General features: G+C 61.7%; 19 protein-coding genes. 7 read left to right on the forward strand and 12 right to left on the reverse strand.

The features are described 5' to 3' along the window. Window positions 1-9 precede the first annotated feature (9 nt). Complete coding sequence (gene mfd, locus OHL18_RS02380; RefSeq protein WP_263373232.1) at window positions 10-3,783, reverse strand: transcription-repair coupling factor; 3,774 nt, start codon at window positions 3,781-3,783, stop codon at window positions 10-12. 66 nt (window positions 3,784-3,849) lie between these two features. On the opposite strand from mfd, the gene OHL18_RS02385 reads away from it, so the two are divergent. The 3 genes from OHL18_RS02385 (at window position 3,850) to OHL18_RS02395 (ending at window position 6,999) form a co-directional block, all read left to right on the forward strand. Next, complete coding sequence (locus tag OHL18_RS02385) at window positions 3,850-6,249, forward strand: alpha-L-rhamnosidase-related protein (protein ID WP_263373233.1); 2,400 nt, start codon at window positions 3,850-3,852, stop codon at window positions 6,247-6,249. Window positions 6,250-6,328: 79 nt separating this feature from the next. Further along, the gene (locus tag OHL18_RS02390; protein ID WP_263374572.1) at window positions 6,329-6,616 is read left to right on the forward strand and encodes a type II toxin-antitoxin system Phd/YefM family antitoxin; all 288 of its coding nucleotides are present in this window, start codon (window positions 6,329-6,331) and stop codon (window positions 6,614-6,616) included. Further along, window positions 6,613-6,999, forward strand: a complete 387-nt coding sequence (locus OHL18_RS02395) for a type II toxin-antitoxin system VapC family toxin (RefSeq protein ID WP_263373234.1) — start codon at window positions 6,613-6,615, stop codon at window positions 6,997-6,999. Before OHL18_RS02390 ends, OHL18_RS02395 begins: the two co-directional genes overlap by 4 nt. A gap of 29 nt (window positions 7,000-7,028) precedes the next feature. Here the strand turns inward: OHL18_RS02395 and gatB are convergent, their stop codons facing one another. Beyond that, complete coding sequence (gene gatB / locus OHL18_RS02400) at window positions 7,029-8,513, reverse strand: Asp-tRNA(Asn)/Glu-tRNA(Gln) amidotransferase subunit GatB (RefSeq protein WP_263373235.1); 1,485 nt, start codon at window positions 8,511-8,513, stop codon at window positions 7,029-7,031. 86 nt (window positions 8,514-8,599) lie between these two features. Between gatB and OHL18_RS02405 the strand changes: the two genes are divergently transcribed. From OHL18_RS02405 to OHL18_RS02420, 4 genes are all read left to right on the forward strand, one after another. Next, window positions 8,600-9,484, forward strand: a complete 885-nt coding sequence (locus tag OHL18_RS02405) for a formate/nitrite transporter family protein (RefSeq protein ID WP_263373236.1) — start codon at window positions 8,600-8,602, stop codon at window positions 9,482-9,484. A 74-nt stretch (window positions 9,485-9,558) separates the two neighbouring features. Beyond that, window positions 9,559-10,569 (forward strand): zinc-dependent alcohol dehydrogenase family protein, encoded by a 1,011-nt coding sequence (locus OHL18_RS02410; RefSeq protein WP_263373237.1) that lies wholly within the window; start codon window positions 9,559-9,561, stop codon window positions 10,567-10,569. A 68-nt stretch (window positions 10,570-10,637) separates the two neighbouring features. Beyond that, window positions 10,638-10,868 (forward strand): DUF6496 domain-containing protein, encoded by a 231-nt coding sequence (locus OHL18_RS02415; protein WP_263373238.1) that lies wholly within the window; start codon window positions 10,638-10,640, stop codon window positions 10,866-10,868. Window positions 10,869-10,892: 24 nt separating this feature from the next. Continuing rightward, window positions 10,893-11,369 carry a nucleoside deaminase gene (locus tag OHL18_RS02420; RefSeq protein ID WP_263373239.1) on the forward strand — a complete coding sequence of 159 codons (477 nt, stop codon included), beginning with the start codon at window positions 10,893-10,895 and terminating at the stop codon, window positions 11,367-11,369. Window positions 11,370-11,371: 2 nt separating this feature from the next. Here OHL18_RS02420 and OHL18_RS02425 read toward each other — a convergent pair whose 3' ends face one another. The 10 genes from OHL18_RS02425 to OHL18_RS02470 form a co-directional block, all read right to left on the reverse strand. Further along, the gene (locus tag OHL18_RS02425) at window positions 11,372-12,769 is read right to left on the reverse strand and encodes an APC family permease (protein WP_263373240.1); all 1,398 of its coding nucleotides are present in this window, start codon (window positions 12,767-12,769) and stop codon (window positions 11,372-11,374) included. Window positions 12,770-13,043: 274 nt separating this feature from the next. Continuing rightward, on the reverse strand, window positions 13,044-13,382 hold the full coding sequence (locus tag OHL18_RS02430) for an FmdB family zinc ribbon protein (protein ID WP_263373241.1): 339 nt from the start codon (window positions 13,380-13,382) through the stop codon (window positions 13,044-13,046). 57 nt (window positions 13,383-13,439) lie between these two features. Further along, a complete protein-coding gene (locus OHL18_RS02435) occupies window positions 13,440-13,892 on the reverse strand; it encodes a nucleoside deaminase (protein ID WP_263373242.1) in 453 nt (150 codons plus the stop codon). A gap of 109 nt (window positions 13,893-14,001) precedes the next feature. Next, complete coding sequence (gene serA, locus OHL18_RS02440; protein WP_263373243.1) at window positions 14,002-15,621, reverse strand: phosphoglycerate dehydrogenase; 1,620 nt, start codon at window positions 15,619-15,621, stop codon at window positions 14,002-14,004. Between the two features lie 38 nt (window positions 15,622-15,659). Next, window positions 15,660-15,824 carry a type II toxin-antitoxin system HicB family antitoxin gene (locus OHL18_RS02445; protein ID WP_263373244.1) on the reverse strand — a complete coding sequence of 55 codons (165 nt, stop codon included), beginning with the start codon at window positions 15,822-15,824 and terminating at the stop codon, window positions 15,660-15,662. A gap of 14 nt (window positions 15,825-15,838) precedes the next feature. Beyond that, on the reverse strand, window positions 15,839-16,447 hold the full coding sequence (locus OHL18_RS02450) for a Uma2 family endonuclease (protein ID WP_263373245.1): 609 nt from the start codon (window positions 16,445-16,447) through the stop codon (window positions 15,839-15,841). A 52-nt stretch (window positions 16,448-16,499) separates the two neighbouring features. Continuing rightward, window positions 16,500-17,684 (reverse strand): glutathionylspermidine synthase family protein, encoded by a 1,185-nt coding sequence (locus tag OHL18_RS02455; protein ID WP_263373246.1) that lies wholly within the window; start codon window positions 17,682-17,684, stop codon window positions 16,500-16,502. Continuing rightward, the gene (locus tag OHL18_RS02460; protein ID WP_263373247.1) at window positions 17,684-18,040 is read right to left on the reverse strand and encodes a hypothetical protein; all 357 of its coding nucleotides are present in this window, start codon (window positions 18,038-18,040) and stop codon (window positions 17,684-17,686) included. The genes OHL18_RS02455 and OHL18_RS02460 overlap by 1 nt, the downstream gene beginning before the upstream one ends. Window positions 18,041-18,080: 40 nt before the next feature. Beyond that, on the reverse strand, window positions 18,081-18,824 hold the full coding sequence (locus tag OHL18_RS02465) for a glutaminyl-peptide cyclotransferase (RefSeq protein ID WP_263373248.1): 744 nt from the start codon (window positions 18,822-18,824) through the stop codon (window positions 18,081-18,083). 133 nt (window positions 18,825-18,957) lie between these two features. Continuing rightward, entirely contained in the window at window positions 18,958-19,737 is a 780-nt protein-coding gene (locus tag OHL18_RS02470; protein WP_317890455.1) for a pyridoxal-phosphate-dependent aminotransferase family protein, read from the reverse strand. Between the last annotated feature and the right edge of the window lie 60 nt (window positions 19,738-19,797).

Consider the following 19,797-nt stretch of genomic DNA (forward strand, 5'->3'; position numbering starts at 1 on the left):
AGCCTGGACTCAGGCAGCGGAACGCGTACTGTCCAGCGAATCGAGCAGCGCCCGCGTCTCCGCCAGAACATCTTCAGCCTTCGCTGAAGTTAGCGGCCAACGCAGCACTCCCTGGGGCGTGAACTGCGCGCCACGCTTCGCATTGCGGCTGATGAGACGCATCAAGACTCCGGGCTCGACCATGCGATCCTTCGCGGGGGCCACACCTGGCGCCGTCGCGGGAGCGCCGCCTGCCAGCTTCTCCGCGAACTTGATGTTCAGCATCTCGACGAAGCCCTTCTGCGGGACCTTGATCTGATTGCGTCCTGTGCCTTGAATCTTCGGCGGACCAATCTCAATCTGCGTCCGCTTGCGATCGAGCTGGGCGATGCCGAGCTGCTCACAGTGGAGACGAATCTCCGCAGCAGCGAGGAGATTGAGCACAGCATCGGGAGGAGTGCCGTAGCGGTCCTGCAGCTCGGCGCGGACATCGGCGAGCGCGGCAAAGTCTTCCGCTCCCGCGATGCGCTTGTACATGCGCAGCCGCTGGTTCTCTTCGGGTATGTAACCGGAGTCGATACGTACTGAGATGCCGAGGTTGATGCTGACGCCTTCGTGCGCGGGCTTTTCGGCCTCGCCCTTCATCTTGCGGACGGCCTCTTCGAGCATCGTCGTGTACATCTCGAAGCCTATGGCTTCGATGTGGCCGGATTGTTCACCGCCTAGCATGTTGCCCGCTCCCCGGAGTTCGAGATCGAGCGCCGCGATCTTGAAGCCGGCACCGAGGTCCGAGAACTCCTTCAACGCAGCAAGGCGGCGGCGCGAGATCTCCGTAAGCTCCTTCTCGGGCGGGATCAGGAGATAGCTGTAGGCGCGGCGATTCGAGCGACCCACGCGACCGCGAAGCTGGTAGAGTTCGCTCAGTCCGTGGCGATCAGCGCGGTTGATGATGATCGTGTTCGCCAGCGGAATGTCGAGGCCGTTCTCGATGATGCTAGTCGCGACCAACACGTCGTACTCGTGGTTCATGAAGGCGAGCATGACGCGTTCAAGCTCCGCTTCGGGCAACTGGCCATGGCCGATGACGACGCGCGCCGACGGCACGAGCTCGCGAATCTTCGCGGCCAATTCGTAGATGGTCTCGACACGATTGTGGACGAAGTAGGTCTGGCCGCCGCGCTCCATCTCCATCTCGATAGCCGTGCGGACGAGCTTCTCATCGAACTTCGCGACGATGGTCTGAATCGCCATGCGGTCCTTCGGCGGCGTCTCAATGACGCTCATGTCGCGAAGGCCGATGAGCGACATGTGCAGCGTGCGTGGGATCGGCGTTGCGGACATGGCCAGCACGTCGATGGAGGCCCGCAACTGCTTCAGCTTCTCCTTGTGCTTCACGCCAAAGCGCTGCTCTTCATCGACAATGAGCAGGCCGAGATCCTGGAACTTCAAGTCCTTCGAGAAGATTCGGTGCGTCCCGATAAGGATGTCGACCTTGCCAGCAGCGACCTTCTCGAGAATCTCCTTCTGCTCCTTGGCCGTGCGGAAGCGCGAGATCATCTCGATGTTGACCGGGAAGTTCGCGAAGCGCTTCTTGAAGGATTCAAAGTGCTGGAAGCTAAGAACGGTCGTCGGTGTGAGCACAGCGACCTGCTTCGAATCCTGCACGGCCTTGAAGGCCGCCCGCATGGCGACTTCCGTCTTGCCATAGCCGACGTCGCCGCAGAGCAGGCGGTCCATCGGCTGCGTCGACTCCATATCGGCCTTGATGTCCGCGATGGCGGCGAGTTGGTCGTCGGTCTCGTTGAAGTCGAAGGCGTCTTCAAACTCGCGCTGCATGTTGGTGTCGGGTGAGAAGGGCGTGCCCTGTGCCGCCTTGCGCTGCGCGTAGAGGATCAGCAGCTCGGCGGTCATATCCGCCATCGCCTTTTTGACGCGCGCTTTGGTCTTCTGCCAAGCCTGTGTGCCCAGCTTGTTCAACTGCGGTGCCGGGCCGGTGTCGGTGCTGCGGTACTTCTGGATCAGGTCGAGGCGTGTGAGCGGTACGTAAAGCTTGGCCTCGTCGGCGAACTCTAGGATCATCAACTCAAGCGGAGGAGCATCAGGCTCTTCAATCACGCGCAGTCCGGCGTACTGCGCGATGCCGTGCTCCACGTGGACGACGTAATCGCCAACGGTAAGGTCGCGGAAGTCCGAGATGAAGGCGGAGGTCTTCGACTTGCTCCGGCGAACCGGGCGAGCCGTGACGTCAGCATCATCAACAAGGTCCTGCGCTCCAAAGATGACGATCTGCCGCGCAGTCGCCTTGTCGAGATCGAGTACCTGCACTCCCGCTGCAATCGTCGTCTTCACGATGACCGGCGTGCGCAGATCGCCTCCGAGGTAGCTCGATTCCGAGTACACCGTCGAGGAACCCGGCGCATCGTTGCGCGAGCCAAGACGATATGGGATCTTGTACTCCTGCAGCAGACCAGCTAGACGTTCTACTTCGCCTTGATTGTGCGCCGTAAGCAGGATGCGAGCATCCTGCTTCATCAACGAGTTCAGCGCATCGATCAGCGCGGGAATGCTGCCGTGGAATCGCTGCGTGGGCCGCGTGCTGAAATCGACCTCAGAGAGGTCCGAGCGGTCGCCGTCAAGCACATCGACCAGGCCAAGCTGGTCGAGCTCGCAGCCACTGAAGGCGCGCATGCGGTCGTCGAGGTGCCAGGGCGAAAGGTAGATATCTTCAGGCCGCACGAGGTTGCCGATGCCGGAGCGCTCATGCCGCTGCTCGATCTTGTTCCACCATCGCTCGCCTTGGTTCTTCACCATCGAAGGCTCTTCGATGAAGACGCGCGGCTTTGGGCCATCGCCAGAGGCAAGCAGATCAAGCAGCGTGCAGGTGGCTCCAGCGACGGGAGCGAAGAACTCCCACCCGGGGAAGATGGTTGCCTCCCCAGCCCGCGAGCTGACGTGCGTTAGAAGCTCGTTTGGCTCTTCCCCGCCCTCAAGTGCGGCTCCCGCTGAGCCTGCGCGCGTGAGGCGCGCGTTGATCGCTGTTAGCAGCTTCTCGGTGACTGGCGTCTCGGTGAGAGGCAGAAGAAGAACATCTTCAAGCTGCGAGCTCGATTGCGTAAGCGAGCGCTGCGTATCGGGATCGAACTTGCGCAGAGATTCAATCTCGTCGCCAAAGAAGTCGATGCGAACGGGCCGGTCAGTCTCGGGGCCGTAGACGTCGATGATTCCGCCGCGCAGTGTGACCTGGCCAGGCATCTCGACCACATCTACCTTTGTGTAACCAACGGAGAGGAGATGCTCGACGAGCATCTCCGGGATGTACTCCTCGCCGCGGCGAAGGTGCAGGGCGAGCGCCTTGTAGTACTCGCGCTTGAAGAGCTTCATGCAGGCGGCTTCAAGTGGGACGATGACAAGCCGCGCAGGCTGCGACTTGGGCGCGTTGGCGATCTTCCAGAGGGTCGCGGCGCGATGCTCCTGGATCTCCGGGTGTGGCGACAGATTCTCGAACGGGAGCACATCGTGCGCGGGCAGGCGAAGGACGGCTTCTGCCGGTAGCGCACCGGTAAGCTCACAGGCGCTGAGCACGGCTGCGTGCAGCGCCTCCGCTGCCTTATTGTCCGCGACGATGATGACGCAGGGCGCGTTCGCCGCCCTCACAAAAGACGGCAGATAGAGCGCCCGGGCCGTGGCCGTCAGCCCGGAGACACGCCTTCGCCCGGTGCCTGCGCTCAGATGGCGCTGGACACGTTCGAAGGCGACTGAGTGTTCGAGGTCCGCAAGCAGATCGCGGACAAAAGGAAGGACCATGCCAGCTTTAATTTTATCAGCGGGCGAGGCTTGACATTGCCGCTCGCAGCTAGTTCGATGCCTTATATGAAATTGTTTGCTATATGGAGTGTTCTTAGCATTGGAGCCGTAGCCGGCGTGGCTGCCGGACAGGGGGCTGCGATCGCGCCGCACAACTTCACCGCACAGTGGATCACGGCGGCGGGCGCTCCTGGGCATGACCCGGTCGTGCTGCGCATGCGCAAAGAGCTGACGCTTGCGGCCGTACCGGCGCATTTCGTGGTACACGTCTCGGCCGACAATCAGTTCCTGCTGATGGTCAACGGCGAGCGCATCGGCTTTGGGCCGTCCGTAGGCGACGTGCAGCACTGGCGGTACGAGACCTACGACCTTGCCCCTGCGCTGCACGCGGGCAAGAACCTGATCGCGGCGACGGTGTGGAACCTCGGCGATCTGGCTCCGATTCGCCAGATAAGCTCGCGGCTGGGCTTCGTGCTCGATCCCGATACGGCTGCGGAAAAGGCCATCGCGACGAACTCCTCCTGGATGGCGAAGGTAGACACGGGCTTTAACTTCCCGACGAAGACTCCAGGATTGGGCGACAACTACTACGTGGCCTCTCCGGGAGAACAGCTTGATGCGGCGTCTCTCGACTGGGGATGGAGCCGCCCGGAAGATAACAGCCCGAGCTGGCAGCCGGCGGTCTCAGTGGGCGGCGCGGTGACCCGTGGGGTTCATTCCGAGAGCAACTCGTGGCTGCTTGTGCCGGATACGCTTCCGGCGATGGAAGTCTCACCTGCTCCGGCAGGTAAGGTCGTCCGAAGCACGGGAATATCTGGTGCACCTAGCTTTCCGGCAGGACCGGTCGAGATCTCAGCCAACAGCCACGTAACGTTGCTGCTCGATCGCGAGACGCTGACCACTGCGTTTCCCACGCTTACTGTCTCCGGCGGCAAGGGAGCGAAGGTGCAGGTCACCTACGCCGAAGCGCTGATGGATGACGCAGGCAACAAGGGCAATCGCAACGAGATCGCGGGCAAACACATCGTCGGGATGATGGATGAATTTATGCCCGACGGGGCCGAGGCCCGCGCGTTTACGCCGCTCGACTGGCGCACATGGCGATATATGCAGATCGACGTGACGACTGGTGCGCAGCCGCTGCGGCTCGATTCGCTGTCGCTGATGTTCACGGCATTTCCCTTCGAGCATCGCGCGAAGTTCGCAAGCGACGATCCCGGACTCACCGACATATGGAACGTAGGCTGGCGCACGGCACGGCTCTGCGCGCACGACGCCTACATGGACACGCCCTACTGGGAGCGGCTGCAGTACGTCGGCGACACCCGCATCCAGACACTGATCTCCTACACCAACGCGGGCGACGACCGCCTCGCGCGTCAGGCCATCGAGGCCTTCCACGCATCGCTGCTACCCGAAGGCATCGGACAGAGCCGCTATCCCTCGCGGCATCTGCAGGTCATCCAGAACTTCTCTCTGCTGTGGATCGGCATGGTGCACGACTTCTGGTACTTCCGCGACGACCCGAAGTTCGTCGCCGCGCAGCTTCCCGGCATTCGCGGCGAACTGAGCTACTTCCGCGAGCGGCGCGACGCTGACGGCCTGCCCGCGCTGCGCGACTGGTGGCCGTTTGTGGACTGGGCGACGGGCTTCCCTGGCGGCGATTCGCCGATGCTCGATGGCGTAAGCGCGTCGGGTGCGCTGTTCTATCTAGAGGCGCTACGCAACGCTGCGGAGATGGAGGCTGCGCTCGGCGATGCCGCCCTGGCACGCGAAGATGTGGCGGAGGCCGAGCACGTTCGCGCCACGATACTGGCAAAGTTCTGGTCGAAGGACGAAGGATTGATCGCGGACACGACCGAGCTGAAGCACTTCAGCCAGCAGGCGAATGCGCTCGCGGTGTGGCTCGATGTCGTTCCTGCGGCCCAGCAGGGAGATGTAGTCACGCGCATCTTCTCGGCGACCGATAGCGGTTTCAAACTGGCAGCCGGACAGAAGCCTTTGCCCAAGGAGTTCTCGCCTGCCTCGAACTACTTCCGCTTCTACCTGGCGAAGGCGTTGGTTCATGCAGGAATGGCCGACCGCTACATCGAGACGCTTGCGCCGTGGCGGACGATGCTGGCCAACGGCCTGAGCACCTGGGCCGAGCAGCCGGAGCCGACTCGCTCCGACTCGCACGCGTGGAGCGCCCACCCGAACATCGATCTGCTGACGACCGTGGCTGGAATCATGCCCGCGTCGCCGCAGTTCAAGACTGTCGTGATCTCTCCAGCGCTGGGGTCGCTGAAGCATCTCAGCGTGACGTATCCGTCACCGCATGGGTTGATTCTCGTGGAGTACACGGTGGGTGCATCAGGAACGACCGCAAAGGTGACGCTTCCGCCAGAACTTACCGGGACACTAAAGTGGGACGGAAAAAACTATCCGCTGAGCAGCGGAGCGAATGCACTGATACTTCGACCTTGAATGACACATAGCGTGAAACCATGTAGCGGCATTCTTCCGGCATCTTGACGTGCAAATCGCCCGCATCTACTCTCGAACCATGCAGGTGAGCCTCAAATACGCGGAAGAACACCTTGCCGACCTCATGTCGGCCGCCTATCGTGGCGAAGAGGTCGAGATCGCCGCGCCGGACCAGCCGCCGGTTCGTCTAGCGCTCGTCGTTCCGGAGGCCTCTGTGAAGCGCTCGCAACGTCTGCTCGGGAGCGGCAAGGGCGAGATATGGCTTGCCGACGACTGGGACTCGGAAGAGACAAACAATGAGATCGCGGACCTCTTCGAAAACTCCGTCATCTTCCCGGAGATCGTTCCAGAGCATCCAGAAGCGTGAAGCTCCTGCTGGACACGCATACCTTCCTCTGGAGCGTCGGCGACGATCCTCGGCTGTCTCCGGTTGCTCGGCAACACATTGCCGATCCATCCAACGACCTCTTCATCAGCATCGCCTCGCTTTGGGAGGCGACCATCAAGATCGCAGCGGGAAAGATGCGTGTCCCGGGCGACACGGTCGATTACCTGTTGAACCGTACCGCTGAGACCGGTACCAACATCCTTCCGATTCTGCCGAAGCACCTTCAGCACCTGCAAGGGCTACCGATGCTCCATCGTGACCCTTTCGACCGTATGCTGATCTCTCAATCCTTGGTTGAGAAGATGCCGCTAGTCTCGGTTGATGCTCAACTCCGGAGATACGAGGTCGAGATTCTTTGGTGATGTTCGTTGCACGGTAGCGGGCGAATGACCTAGCCCAGCGCATCCAACTTCTTCACCACTAACTCATTCAGCAGCGCCGGGTTCGCCTGCCCTTTCGACAGCCGCATCACATTCCCGACGAAGAAAGCGGCCACGGTCTTCTTGCCGCCGCGATACTGTTCCACCTGCTTGGGGTTGGCGGCGATGACTTCGTCGATCATGGCTTCAATCGCGCCGGTGTCGGAGATCTGCTTCGGCTTGTCGCGCTCGTAGATCTCGGGGAAGTCCTTGCTCTCGGCGAAGCTGGTGTCGAAGAGCTGCTTGAGCATCTTGCTTGAGAGTTCGCCTGATTCGGCCAGGTCCGCGGCCATCACGATGCCGTCGAGTGAGACCGGCGACTGTTCGAGCTCAAGGCCAGCCAAGCGGAGGCGCATGGTGATCTCGCTGGTCAGAAGGGCGGCGACGCGGCGCGGGCTCTTCGCCTTCTTGGCGGCGGCTTCGAACTGGTCGGCGAAGGCCCCCGTGGCGGTGAAGGTGGCGGCGTCCTGGGCGCTGATCTCGTACTCGGCGATCATGCGGGCGCGGCGGGCTTCGGGAAGCTCGGGCATGGACTTCAGAATCTCAGCCTGCCATGCGGCTCCAACGACCAGCGGCGGAAGGTCGGGCTCAGGGAAGTAGCGGTAGTCGTGCGCGGCTTCCTTGCTGCGCATGGAGTACGTCCGGCCCTCGGCGTTGTTCCAGAGGCGCGACTCCTGCACGACGCGGCCGCCGTCTTCGATCACGCCGATCTGGCGCTCGATCTCGTACTCGACTGCGGAGCGGATGTAGCGGAAGCTGTTGACATTCTTTACTTCGGCCTTGGTGCCGAACTCTTTCGCGCCCTTGAGCATGACGCTCACGTTGGCGTCGCACCGTAAGGAGCCTTCTTCCATGTTGCAGTCGCTGACGCCGGTGTAAAGCAGGATCTCCTTGAGCTTGGTGAGGTACTCGAAGACCTCGTCGGCGGTGCGGAGGTCGGGCTCGGAGACGATCTCGACCAGCGGCGTGCCGCAGCGGTTGAGGTCGATGTAAGTCTTCGAGATGGAGTCCGCGAAGCCGTCGTGGATGCTCTTGCCCGCGTCCTCTTCCATGTGCAGGCGGGTGACGCCGATGCGCTTGGGCGCGCCGGCCGCGTCCGGGACGTCGATCCATCCGTTTTCGGCGATGGGCTTGTCGAACTGCGAGATCTGGTAGCCCTTGGGCGAGTCCGGATAGAAGTAGTTTTTGCGCGAGAAGACGCTGGTCTCGCGGATCTCGCAGTTGATGGCCTTCGCTGCGAGCACGGCGAACTCGACCGCCTTGCGGTTCAGCACGGGCAGAGCTCCGGGCAGGCCGAGGCAGGTGGGACAGACGTGGGTGTTGGGGTCGCCGCCGTACTTGTTCACGCAGCCGCAGAAGGCCTTGGACTCGGTAAGGAGCTGGACGTGGACTTCGAGCCCGATGACGGGCTGATACTTGGCGAGAATCTCAGGGGAAAGTGCGGTGGCGGTCGACATAATCAGCTTGATTCTATCAACCTGCCGCGTTCAAGACCGCGAGTTGGCATCAGAGTCAGTGGAGCCACTACTCAGCAAGGAACGTGATGCCCTTTCGACTTAGACGCCAGCAAGCTGCCGCGCCGCCTCCGGCACAAGACTCCCAGAAGCACCTGGAGCGCCCCAGCGCCGAAGAGATCTACGAGCAGGTAGCCAATAATGCCCGGCAGGAGCTTGGCCGATCCACCGTATCGCTCATCATCTCGGGGCTTGCCGGTGGCATCTTCATGGGCCTCTCGGCGCTCGGCACGGCCATCGCACTGGCGATGCTGACGCCGCCTGGCACCCACCCCTCGGGGACGGTTGAGTTCATCGCAAAGATGTTCTACCCGATCGGCTTCATCGTCGTCATCATTGGGCGCTCGCAGCTCTTCACGGAGAACACTCTCTACCCCGTGGCACTCGTTCTGTCGGAGAAGCGGCACTTCTGGAACACGATGCGTCTATGGGCGGCGGTGCTTCCGTCGAACGTCCTCGGAGCGTTCGCCTTCGCCTGCCTGGTCTCGCTGACGCACGCGTTGAAGCCGGAGTTCGTGCAGTCGCTCGCTGCGCTGGGGTTGGAAGCGGCGCACAATCCTTCTTCCACCATCTTCTGGAGCGGCGTCATGGGCGGGTGGATCATCGCGCTGACGGCGTGGCTGGTATCGGGATCGCACTCGATCACGGGCTCGGTGATGATTATCTGGATGCTGACGTTCGTCGTCGGCCTCGGCGGCTTTGCACACTGCATCGCGACCAGCGGGGAGGTGCTCGTAGCGATATTGGTTCACCAGGCTCCATGGACTGCTTACCCTGCATGGTTCTTCCCTGCTGTGGCGGGAAACATCTGTGGCGGGGTGGGCATGGTGACGCTGCTGGAGTACGGGCAGGTCATCTACGGCGGGGACGCCGAGGCCGAGGCCGTCCCGGCAAAGGACTCCGAAGCGGCGTAGCTTTGCTGAGACTTTCAGACTTGAGATTCATCCAAAGACGAGCAACTCAGCACAACGAATCAAGGGAGATCGCAATGCCGCAGGAGACACCCGCTACCGTGAAGATCGTTCGCTTCCATCAGACCGGAGCAGCCGATGTACTGCAGATCGACGAGATGCCGCTACCCGAGCCCGGACCGGGCGAGGTTCGCCTACGCGTAAAGGCGATTGGCCTGAACCGCGCTGAAGTGATGTTCCGCATGGGCCGCTATCTGGCGCAACCGGTTCTTCCGTCCAAACTCGGTTACGAGGCATCCGGAACAGTGGAAGCAGTCGGAGAGGGCGTCGATCCAGCATGGCTCGGCAAGACCGCCAGCACGGTCCCTGCCTTCCCTGCCGATCGCTACGGCGTCTATGGCGAAGTAGCCATCGTCCCCGCGCACGCGCTGGCCGAGTATCCCGCAAAGCTCTCCTACGAAGAAGGCACCAGCATCTGGATGCAGTACCTCACCGCGTACGGCGCACTGATCCACTACGGCAAGCTGAGCAAGGGCGACTTCATGGTCATCACTGCGGCCAGCAGCTCCGTGGGCATCGCCGCCATCGAGATCGCCAAGGCAGAGGGAGCGATCTCCATCGCTACGACGCGGACGGCAGCCAAGAAGGCGGAGCTGCTCGCGCTCGGGGCCGACCATGTCATCGTCACGGACGAGGAAGACCTGGCGGCGCGCGTGCTCGAAATCACAGGAGGCAAGGGAGCTCGCCTCGTCTTCGACCCAGTCGCCGGCAAGGGTATCGAAGCTCTCGCCAAGGCCACAGCGCATCGCGGAACCATCTTCGAATACGGCGCGCTGGCCGCCGAGCCGACGCCATACCCTCTCTTCGCCGCCCTCTCAAAAGGGCTCTCGATCCAGGGCTACACCTTGTTTGAAGTCGTCTCCGATCCGGAGGTCTTCGCTGCCAGCAAGCGCTACACCTTCGACCACATCGAAGCAGGCGACTTCAAGCCGAAGGTCGATAAGACCTTCCCGTTGTCCGAGATCGTCGAAGCGCACAAGTACATGGAGTCCAACGCGCAGATCGGGAAGATCGTCGTCACCGTCTGATCGATTCCACCTCCGATGCAACTTGAATCAAGTGGATAGATTCTCAGTTGCATCGGAGGTTCACCCAGATGGCGACGAAGAAAAGTTCCGCGAAGAAGGCCCGGGCAAAGAAGGCCGCGACCCGGAAGTACAGCCCCGCCGCGAGCAAGAGCGTCGAGCGCGAGATGAAGGCCATGCACGAAGGGAAGCTGAAGAGCGGGAGCGGCCAGACGGTAACGAATCCGAAACAGGCAATCGCCATCGGCCTTTCAGAGGCTCGACGCGCAGGCAAGAAGGTTCCAGCCTCACCAAAAAACTAGCCCGGGCCACGCTATGCTGAGAGCATGAACGATTCGCTCTGGGACGAAACAAAGCTACAGCATTACCGCGAGATGCTGCGGGTGGCCCTTGGAGAAGCGCAGACCGGGCGCGGCGAAGGCGGCGTCCCGGTGGGAGCGGCGCTCTTCGATGGCGAAGGGAAGCTGCTTGCCTCGGGCCGAAATCGCCGCGTGCAGGAGAACGATCCATCCATCCACGGCGAGACGGACGCCTTTCGCCGCGCTGGCCGCCAGAAGAGTTATCGCGATGCCACCATGGTCACCACGCTTGCGCCGTGCTGGTACTGCAGCGGGCTGATCGTGCAGTTCGGCATTGGAACCGTGATCGTCGGCGAAAGCCGCACCTTCGCCGGTGGAGTGGAGTGGCTGAAGACTCTCGGCGTGAAGGTCATCGACCTCGACTCCGCCGAGTGCCGCGCTCTGATGGAAGGATTCATCCAGGAACACCCGGAGATCTGGAACGAGGACATCGGCGAGCCATAGCCTCAGGCCGTCACGGTGCGTCGTCTCGCGCTCATCAGATACCAGACCGTGCCACACGCCAGGTAGACGAGATACAGATAAGGCAGCCAGTTATAGGGGCGGTCAGGCACGGGGTAGAGCGTGCCGGCGAGCGCCAGGACCATCGCCAGCGTCGCAGCAATCGACAGCAGCAGAGTGCCCGCGGAGAGCTGCCCAATACGCTTCAGATAAATAGGCAGAGCGACTGCGGCCAGACTGTACGCCGTGATGAACCCGTACACGGAGAGCGATCCCATCCAGCCGTAGATGTCACGGCTGTCGAAGCCCCGCCCGGCGAGATACGCCACCGGCAGCAGCATCGCTACCCCAATCGAAAGCACGGCGAGATGCGGGGTTGCGTTCTTACTGTGTGCGACTCCGAACGAGCGATGCACGATCCCATTCTGCCCCATGCGCAGCATCACGCGCGCCGCCGCCGTCAGGCACGCCAGCGTGCAGGCAAACATGCTGACCAGAGCTCCTAGGTCGATGAAGACTCCAAGCGCGCTGACACCTGCAAGTTGCGCCAGTGAGCGCATGGGCGCGGTCGCTTCGCCGAGGTTCTGATGGAGCGCGTGCATGCCCAGCGTCTCAAGGTAGGCGCAAAGAATGAAGAAAAGGCCGGCGAACACCGCGCTCTGAATCACCGCGCGAGGGATCGTCCGCAGCGGATTTACCGCCTCGGTGCCCAGGCTGGTCGCGCTCTCAAAGCCCACGAAGCTGAAGAGAGCTAGGACGACGCCAAGCCGCACGCCAGAGGCGGTGACCCCGGTGAGATGAAGCTGGCCGGGATCGACGTGCAGTCCGTTGCGCCACAGCAGCAGCGCCAGGACGATGCCGATCATGATGACCGCGGCAGCCTCGATCCAGAGCATCAATCGCGCAGAGACCTGAACATCGCGGTAGGCAGTGAACGTTGCTCCGCCGACACAGAGAATCGCCATCAACACCGGAGGCGCAGGGCGGTGCAGGAACTCCAGCGCGAAGACATTTGCGTAGTTGATGAAGCCGCCCACCACAGACATTCCCGTAGCCGCGTAGGCCAGCAGCATCGCCCAGCCAGCGATGTCACTGACGATGGGCGGAAAGCACGAGGTCGCATAGGTATAGAGCGATCCGGAGCACGAAGAGTATCGAGCGAACTTGCTGACGACGAAGGCCATCAGCAGAATGGCGCTGGTGGCGAAGAGATAGGCGAGCCAGGTTCCGTTGCCCGCGAGGACGAAGACCAGCGGCACAGTCATCGTCGGCGAGGCGGTAGGGGCGATGGTGGAGATGGACTGCGCGAGCGTCTCTAGGGGCGAAAGGACGCCGGAGCGCAGGCCGCTGGCGGCGGGCTCGGCGGCTATGGGATCGACAGTTGCGGAGATGCCCTGCTCCATCGGCTAGTGTCCCTCGGCGTAAGGAATCTGAAGCTGGGTAAAGCTGTTCCCGGCCACGGCAAGAAGCATGGCGATGCGAACGACTCTTCGATACGGGAGTTGCTTAGAGCATAGCCGATGTTAGGACTGCGCCAAAGGTCAAAAAACGCCGAGCAACGACTAAGGTGTACCGACATAAAACGAGCAGAGGAATCGGAAGATCCCAATCATCGACGTAGGCCGTCATTCTTCCCCTTCCCTTCAGAAGGACGGCATCGGAATATGTCGATGCAGCCTAAGGCTTGGTTGCGGGCGCAGAGGCCGCCGACGCGGCAGGAGCAGCAGCGGGAGCCGGGGTGGATGCGACCGTGCTATCACCCGACGGCTTGCTCTCGGACTTCGCCGAGTCCCCACCCTGGTTGCCGCCTTCGCTCGAACCACCGGCCGCGGGCTTGGTGCTGCCGTAGCCGTCCGCGTACCAGCCTCCGCCCTTGAAGGTGACCGCGGGTGCGGAGAGGACACGCTCCAGACGGCCGCCGCACTTGGGGCAGTCGGTGATCTCGGGGTCGGAGAACTTCTGGATCTTCTCGGTGCGCTTATGGCAGGCGGTGCATTCGTACTCGTAAAGAGGCATTGTGCGTCATATCCCTTGTTGCGAGGTGCTGTATCCAGTTTAGCGCCTCTTGTCGGGTCAGACCTGTCCGATGCACTCGTTCCAGAGATCGGGGCGGCGCTGCTGGAAGTCGGCGATCAGGTCGATGCACTCTTGAGAGTGAAGATCGAGGATGTCGATTCCCTGCTCGCGCAGCCATTTCGTTCCCCCCTGAGCGTTGACGGAGTCGCCCACGATGATCTGCCGGAATCGGAACTGGTAGATCAGCCCGGAGCAGTACCAGCACGGCGCAAGCGTGGTGACGAGGATGGTGTCGTGCCAGTGGGGACGGCGGCCAGCGGCGCGGAAGGCGTCGGTCTCGCCGTGGAGCGAGCCGTTGCCCTCCTGCACCAGCCGGTTGCGGCCAGCGCCAAGCAGGGTTCCGTCGACATGAAAGACAGCGCCGCCAACGGGAACTCCGCCTTCGGATGCGCCGAGGCGGGCCTGTTCAAGGGCGACAGCGAGCATTGCGTGTAGGTCAGGGATTGCCATGTGAGGAAGCTAACACAGCTCTTACCGCACCGGCCTCAGACGAGCTTTCAGACGCGATGATGCCCGTCAAAAGCTGACGGGCATCATCGATGCAGATCCAATGAACTGTTTACAGCTTGCCGAGTTCAACCAGCCGCACGCTTGCGATGGCCTCTACCTTGCGCAGCGCTTCGACAGCGGCAGACGCCTCGCTAGCGCTGGGAACGTCGATCTGCACGACCGCCAGCGCCTGCCCCTGCGGCACACGCTGCGAGCGGACGGAGCGGCCGAGAGCGAAGTTTGCGATGTTTAGCGAGTGTTCGCCGAGGATCGTTCCGATGCGGCCAATCACGCCGGGAACGTCGTGGTTACGAATAGCAACCAGCGTGCCATTGAGCGGCGCTTCGATGTCGATGCCGTCGTAAGCCAGAAGCCGTGGCGAAGTTCCGTGCAGCACGGTGGCGGAAGCGCTCACGTCGCCATCCGACGAGTGCAGCACCAGCTTCAGCACCGAGCCCGATCCGCCGGTAACGAACTCCTTCTTGTCTTCCTGAATGCGGATGCCACGGTCTGCGGCAATGGCCGCAGCGTTGATGCGGTTGACCGGGTCGCCGCTTGGGTCGGAGTGCGCAAAGATACCGGCAATTGCGGCGTTCCGGACCAGCTCCGTCTTGCCCTGCGCGATCCGGCCGGAATAGGTGATCTGGATGTTTTCGAGATTACCGGGAGTTGCGTGCGAGAGGAAGTGGCCGAGGCGCTCCGCCATCTCGATGTACGGCGCAAGCTCGGCGTACTCCTCATGCGAGAGAGACGGGAGATTGACGGCGTTCTGGACCACGCCGAGCTTGAGGTAGTCGCGCACCTGGCATGCAAGCTGAATGCCGATGGCCTCCTGCGCCTCGTCAGTCGAGCCGGCGATGTGCGGGCTGAGCAGAACATTGTCGAGGTTGAAGTAGGGCGAGTCCTTGAGCGGCTCCTGACGGAAGACATCGAGCGCAGCGCCGCCAATCTGGCCGGACTTCAAGCCTTCGACCAACGCCTCATCGACGATGAGTTCGCCGCGAGCACAGTTGATGATGCGCACGCCCTTCTTCATGATCGCGATCGAGTGCGCGTTGATCAGGCCTTCGGTCTGCGTGGTCAGGCCAACGTGCAGCGTGAGGTAGTCCGAGCCACGGAAGATGTCGTCGATGCCGACGAGGGTCACGTCGTTCTCACGCGCGATCACCGGCGCAATGAAGGGATCGTAGCCGATCACGTCCATGCCAAAGGCGTTTGCGCGGCGGGCCACTTCGAGCCCGATGCGACCAAGCCCAACGATGCCGAGCGTCTTGCCGCGTAGCTCCGAACCCTGCAGCGACTTTTTGTCCCACTTGCCGCTGTGCATGGTGCTGTTGGCACGCGGGATGCTGCGTCCCATCGCGATCATCAGGCCCAGGGTGAGTTCGGCGACGGCAACCGCGTTCGCTCCCGGCGTGTTCATCACCACGATGCCCTGCCTTGTCGCGGCATCGGTATCGATGTTGTCCACGCCGACTCCGGCGCGGCCAATCACGCGAAGCTTGGGAGCATGCGAGAGAAGTGCGGCATCGGCCTGCACCGCCGAACGAACGACAAGCGCATCCGCATCGGCAAGTTCAGCTGCGAGGCCATTCTTGATCTGGTCGGGGGTTACGATCTGCCAGCCGGGTTCTTGTTGGAAGACGGCTAGGGTGGCGGGCGAGACTTTTTCGGCGAGAACGATCTTCATGTCTCCACCATCTTACGATGAGGAGGCAAGTCAGAGTATTACAGGGCTTCGATCACACGAAGCGAGAGGGCTTCCACCTTCGACCGTGCTTCGTCCAGCGTTTTGCCGTATACCAGCGCGCCAGGCAGAGATGGAATCTCCGCGATCCAACGACCATCGTCTTCCCGCTCGAGTTCGATCTCGCCAATCATAGGCTTTGCCATCGTTACCCTATGGACTACTTTAGCGCTGGCCAGAGGCGCTCCGCGCGGAGCACAAAGCCCGCCACCGGCTCGCCCGCTTCGACCAGCTCCGGGCGCTCCAGCTTACGCACAGCTTCGCCCGGAACGTAGATGGTCACGTTCGCATCGATCGGATCGACTAGCCACGCAAGCTGCGCCCCGTTATCCATCCAGAGCTGCATCTTCTCTTCGACTATGCGTCGGGAGTCGCTGCGCGAACGCACTTCGATCAAGAACTCCGGGCACAGCGGCGGAAAACTCGCCTGCTCTTCGGGCGTAAGGGCGTTCCAGCGCGCCAGTGACACCCATGCCGCATCGGGCGAGAGACAGGAGCCATCGGGAAGGTTGAAGCCAGTATTCGGACTGAAGGAGACGCCGGTGCCAGTCTCGTCAGTCCAACTTGCGAGTGCCCCTGAGACCCGCATCTCGTTCGTTCCGCCGATTCCGCCAATGGGAGTCATCATCACGATCTCTCCATACTTGTTCCGCTCAAATCGGTAGGGTTTGTTGACTTCGGAGAAGTGAATCAGTTCTTCATCGGTGAGAGGCACGGCGGGGCGGATAAGGACTGGGGGAGCCAGGCTAGACAGGTCGAGGTTCATCATGGCGTACAGGCACCTCCGCTGCTTCCATCTTATTCTCTGCGATCCGCGACCATCAGACGAAAAAGTGCGGCACGAAGCTGCTGAGATTGTCCGTAATCGGCCCTGCGGATTCGCGGATGCCCAGCCCGCAGCACTCCTGGTCGACCATCCAAAGGCCGAGCACCGGGTAGCGCAGATTGCCGTTCGTCTCCTCGAAGACTGCGTCGGGCGCAAGCGCCTGGCAGATCGTTCTGCCGCCCGCATACGGGCCATCGGTCACGATCGGCTGCGCGTCCGGCCGGACAAGCGTGATATTCGCGCCCTCGCGCGACAGCAACGGCTTGCGCACGTAGCTAGGCATGCCATTGGGCGCGTCGAAGTAGGCCTCGAGCAGGTTCGGATGGTTGGGATACAGCTCCCAAAGGATCGGCAGGATGCCCTTGTTCGAGAGCAGCATCTTCCAGATAGGCTCGATCCAGCGGACGGCCTGGTAGGTGTCCAGAGCGTGTGGGCCAAACTCCTCGGCCAACATCGTCTCCCACGGATATAGCTTGAAGATCGAGAACATCTGGTCTTCATTGGGGTCAAGGAACGCCTGTAACTCGTCGTTCCATCCAATCTCCGACATGAACATCTGTAGCGTCGGGATGCCCGCCTGCTCTGCCGTATCGCGCAGATAGACCGTGGTCAACTGGTCTTCGGGATAGTCGAGCGCCGCGAAGTACACCGGCTTCGAGAGATAGTTGTCGAGGTCCTTCCACTTCGCGATCAGCTTCTCGTGGATCGAGCTGAACTGATCGCGATTCGCCGAAACCAGCGACTCCGGCATCTCTTCCAGCCAGTTCCACTGGACGACGGCTGCTTCGAGCAGCGAAGTCGGTGTATCGGCGTTGTACTCAAGCAGTTTCGGAGCCTCACCGCTCTCCGCGCCTATCCAACTAAAGTCGAAGCGGCCATAGATCGCCGGCGGCTCGTTCTCCCAGGCCCACTCGATCGCAGGAATCGCGGACCATGGGATGCCGAGGTCTTCGTAGCGCTTGTTGTCGATGATGTGCTGTGCCGCAGCCAGGCACATGGTCTGCATCTCGTTGCCCGCAGCCTCAAGGGTGTCGATCTCTGCGGCCGTGAACTCGTACGCGTTGGACTCATCCCAATACGGGCGGTCCATGCTGTCGTCGTCGGGCGTGTGATAGACAAGGCCGACGGACTCGACCTTCTGCTGCCAGTTCTCTCTTGGATCGATCGCAATGCGACGCATTATTCTCCTGCTCCCCCGCCACCTTCGCTGCCCGAGAACGAACTGCCAAAACCACCGCGTGCAGTCGTCGAGTACGACCGTCCCGGAACAGGTGTAAAGCTGCCTCCGCCGACGACGCTGCCAAGCCCGTAACCGCCGTATCCACCGTAATAGTAGTGGTACGGCATCGGAATAAAGATGAATCCGCCATGACCGTCGGGCCGCTGCACCTGGCCTGTCTGTTGGCAAAAAGACTGGTCGACTACCTTGTTGTTCTCGTCGACGCAGCGCTGCATCTCCTGGTGATGGCAGCCGGAGAGCATCGCCATGGCCGCAGCGGCGACGAGAGGAGCGGCGACTTTCGTTGAGCGCTTCACGAGCAATATCTCACCAAAAGCAGGGTATCAGGATGGCGAACTACTTCGACTTCGGAATTACCTCGATCTCGAAGACATTAGGCCATTGCTTGCCCGTTACGAAAAGCCGGTCTCCCTTCGCATCGTAAGCGATGCCGTTGAGAACCGACTCGGAGTTGATTCTTTGATCGTCCGGCAGAAGGCCCGTCAGATCGATCCATCCGAGGATACGTCCGTCCTGAGGAGAGATCCTTGCAATGCGGTCAGAGTGCCAGATGTTCGCGTAGATCTCGCCCTTGACCATCTCAAGCTCGTTCAGTTGATCGACGGCGCGCGTGCCATCCTTCACGACAATGTGGCGCGTCTCCTGAAATGTCCGTGGGTTGCGAAAGCGAAGCGTGGCGCTACCATCGCTGGTAATGATCTCGGAGGCGGTTCGAGTCATGCCCCAGCCTTCGCCGTCGTACTTGAACTGTCCGACGACCCGGAAGGAGAACCGGTCGTAGACAAAGCCAGTATGAGACCGCCACGTCCAACCGAGGATATTCGGCCCCCAGTCCACGATGCCTTCGCCGAAGTAGTTCGGAGCAAGACTAACTTGCTGAATGGGCTTACCCGTCGCAGGCGTAATCGCCAGCACTTCAGAGTGTCCCTCAAGCCCGGTGCTCTCGTAAAAGAGGCCGTTGAGATAGAAGAAGCCTTCTGTATAGCTCGAGGTCGAGTGAGGATACGTAGCGACGACCTTATACGTGTAGACAGGCGCTGCTACGCAACGCATCGACACGGTAGCGAGAAGAAGCAGCAAGCGAATTCGAAGGATAATACGCAGAGAAACCCCGAAGAGAGACACACCGAACTTCGATTGGCACTAAGGGTGCCCCACGTCTCAGAATCGAGACGTGGGGCACCCGCGTTTATCGGCACAACTGGTTATGCGCTTAAGCCTCTTGCGCCGCGATCCAGTCGAGCGCGGCACCCATAGCGGCAATCAGCGCAACCGGCGGTGTGTAGGCCATCTCGCCTTGCCTCGCGCTTTTGCGCTGCTTGCGCAGGTCGAAGTAGTAGCGCGGGTTGTAGCTCGCCTCCATGCGGCCCCAGGTCTTCTCTGAGAGAGCGAGGAAGCTCAGCCCGGGCGAAACCATCAGCGACTGCGACGCGCCGATCAGAGCATCGATCCCCCAGGCATCCACCTGGAGCTCGGTGTTGCCCAGCGCGGCGATGGCATCGACCACAAGCAGCGCCTCGCTCTCGGTCTCCTTGAGCAACTTCGCAACGGACTCGACCGGGTGATGCACACCTGCCAAGCTCTCAGTGGCCTGCATGAAGACGCATCGCGTCTCCAGCTTCAGCTTCGCCTTAATCTCGTCGAGCGAGAACGTGCCCTCGTGAGGAGCAGAGACCACATCGACCGCGCACCCGAAGTTCGCCGCCAGCGCCGTCCAGCGCTCGCCATACTTCCCGGCGCTCAGCACCAGGACGCGGTCTCCGGGAGAGGTGAGGTTCGAGACCGAGGCCTCCATCGCGCCGGTTCCGGAGGCGGAGAGGCATACCACGTCGTTCTCCGTGCCGAGGAACTCCTTGAGCTGCGAAAGCACGTGGAGGTAGAGCGTGCGGAACTCCGGAGACTCCGGTTGCATATCAGCAGCAGCCATGGCTTGCTGCGCGGCGGGAAGCAAAGGAGTAGGGCTCGGCGTGAAGAGGCGAGTCTTGCGGATCATGCCCTCATTGTATCGAGGCCTCACCCCGGCGAGTTGGTGCAACGCCTGCCGAAACAGAGT

Source organism: Granulicella aggregans (assembly GCF_025685565.1).
Lineage (GTDB): Bacteria > Acidobacteriota > Terriglobia > Terriglobales > Acidobacteriaceae > Edaphobacter > Edaphobacter aggregans_B.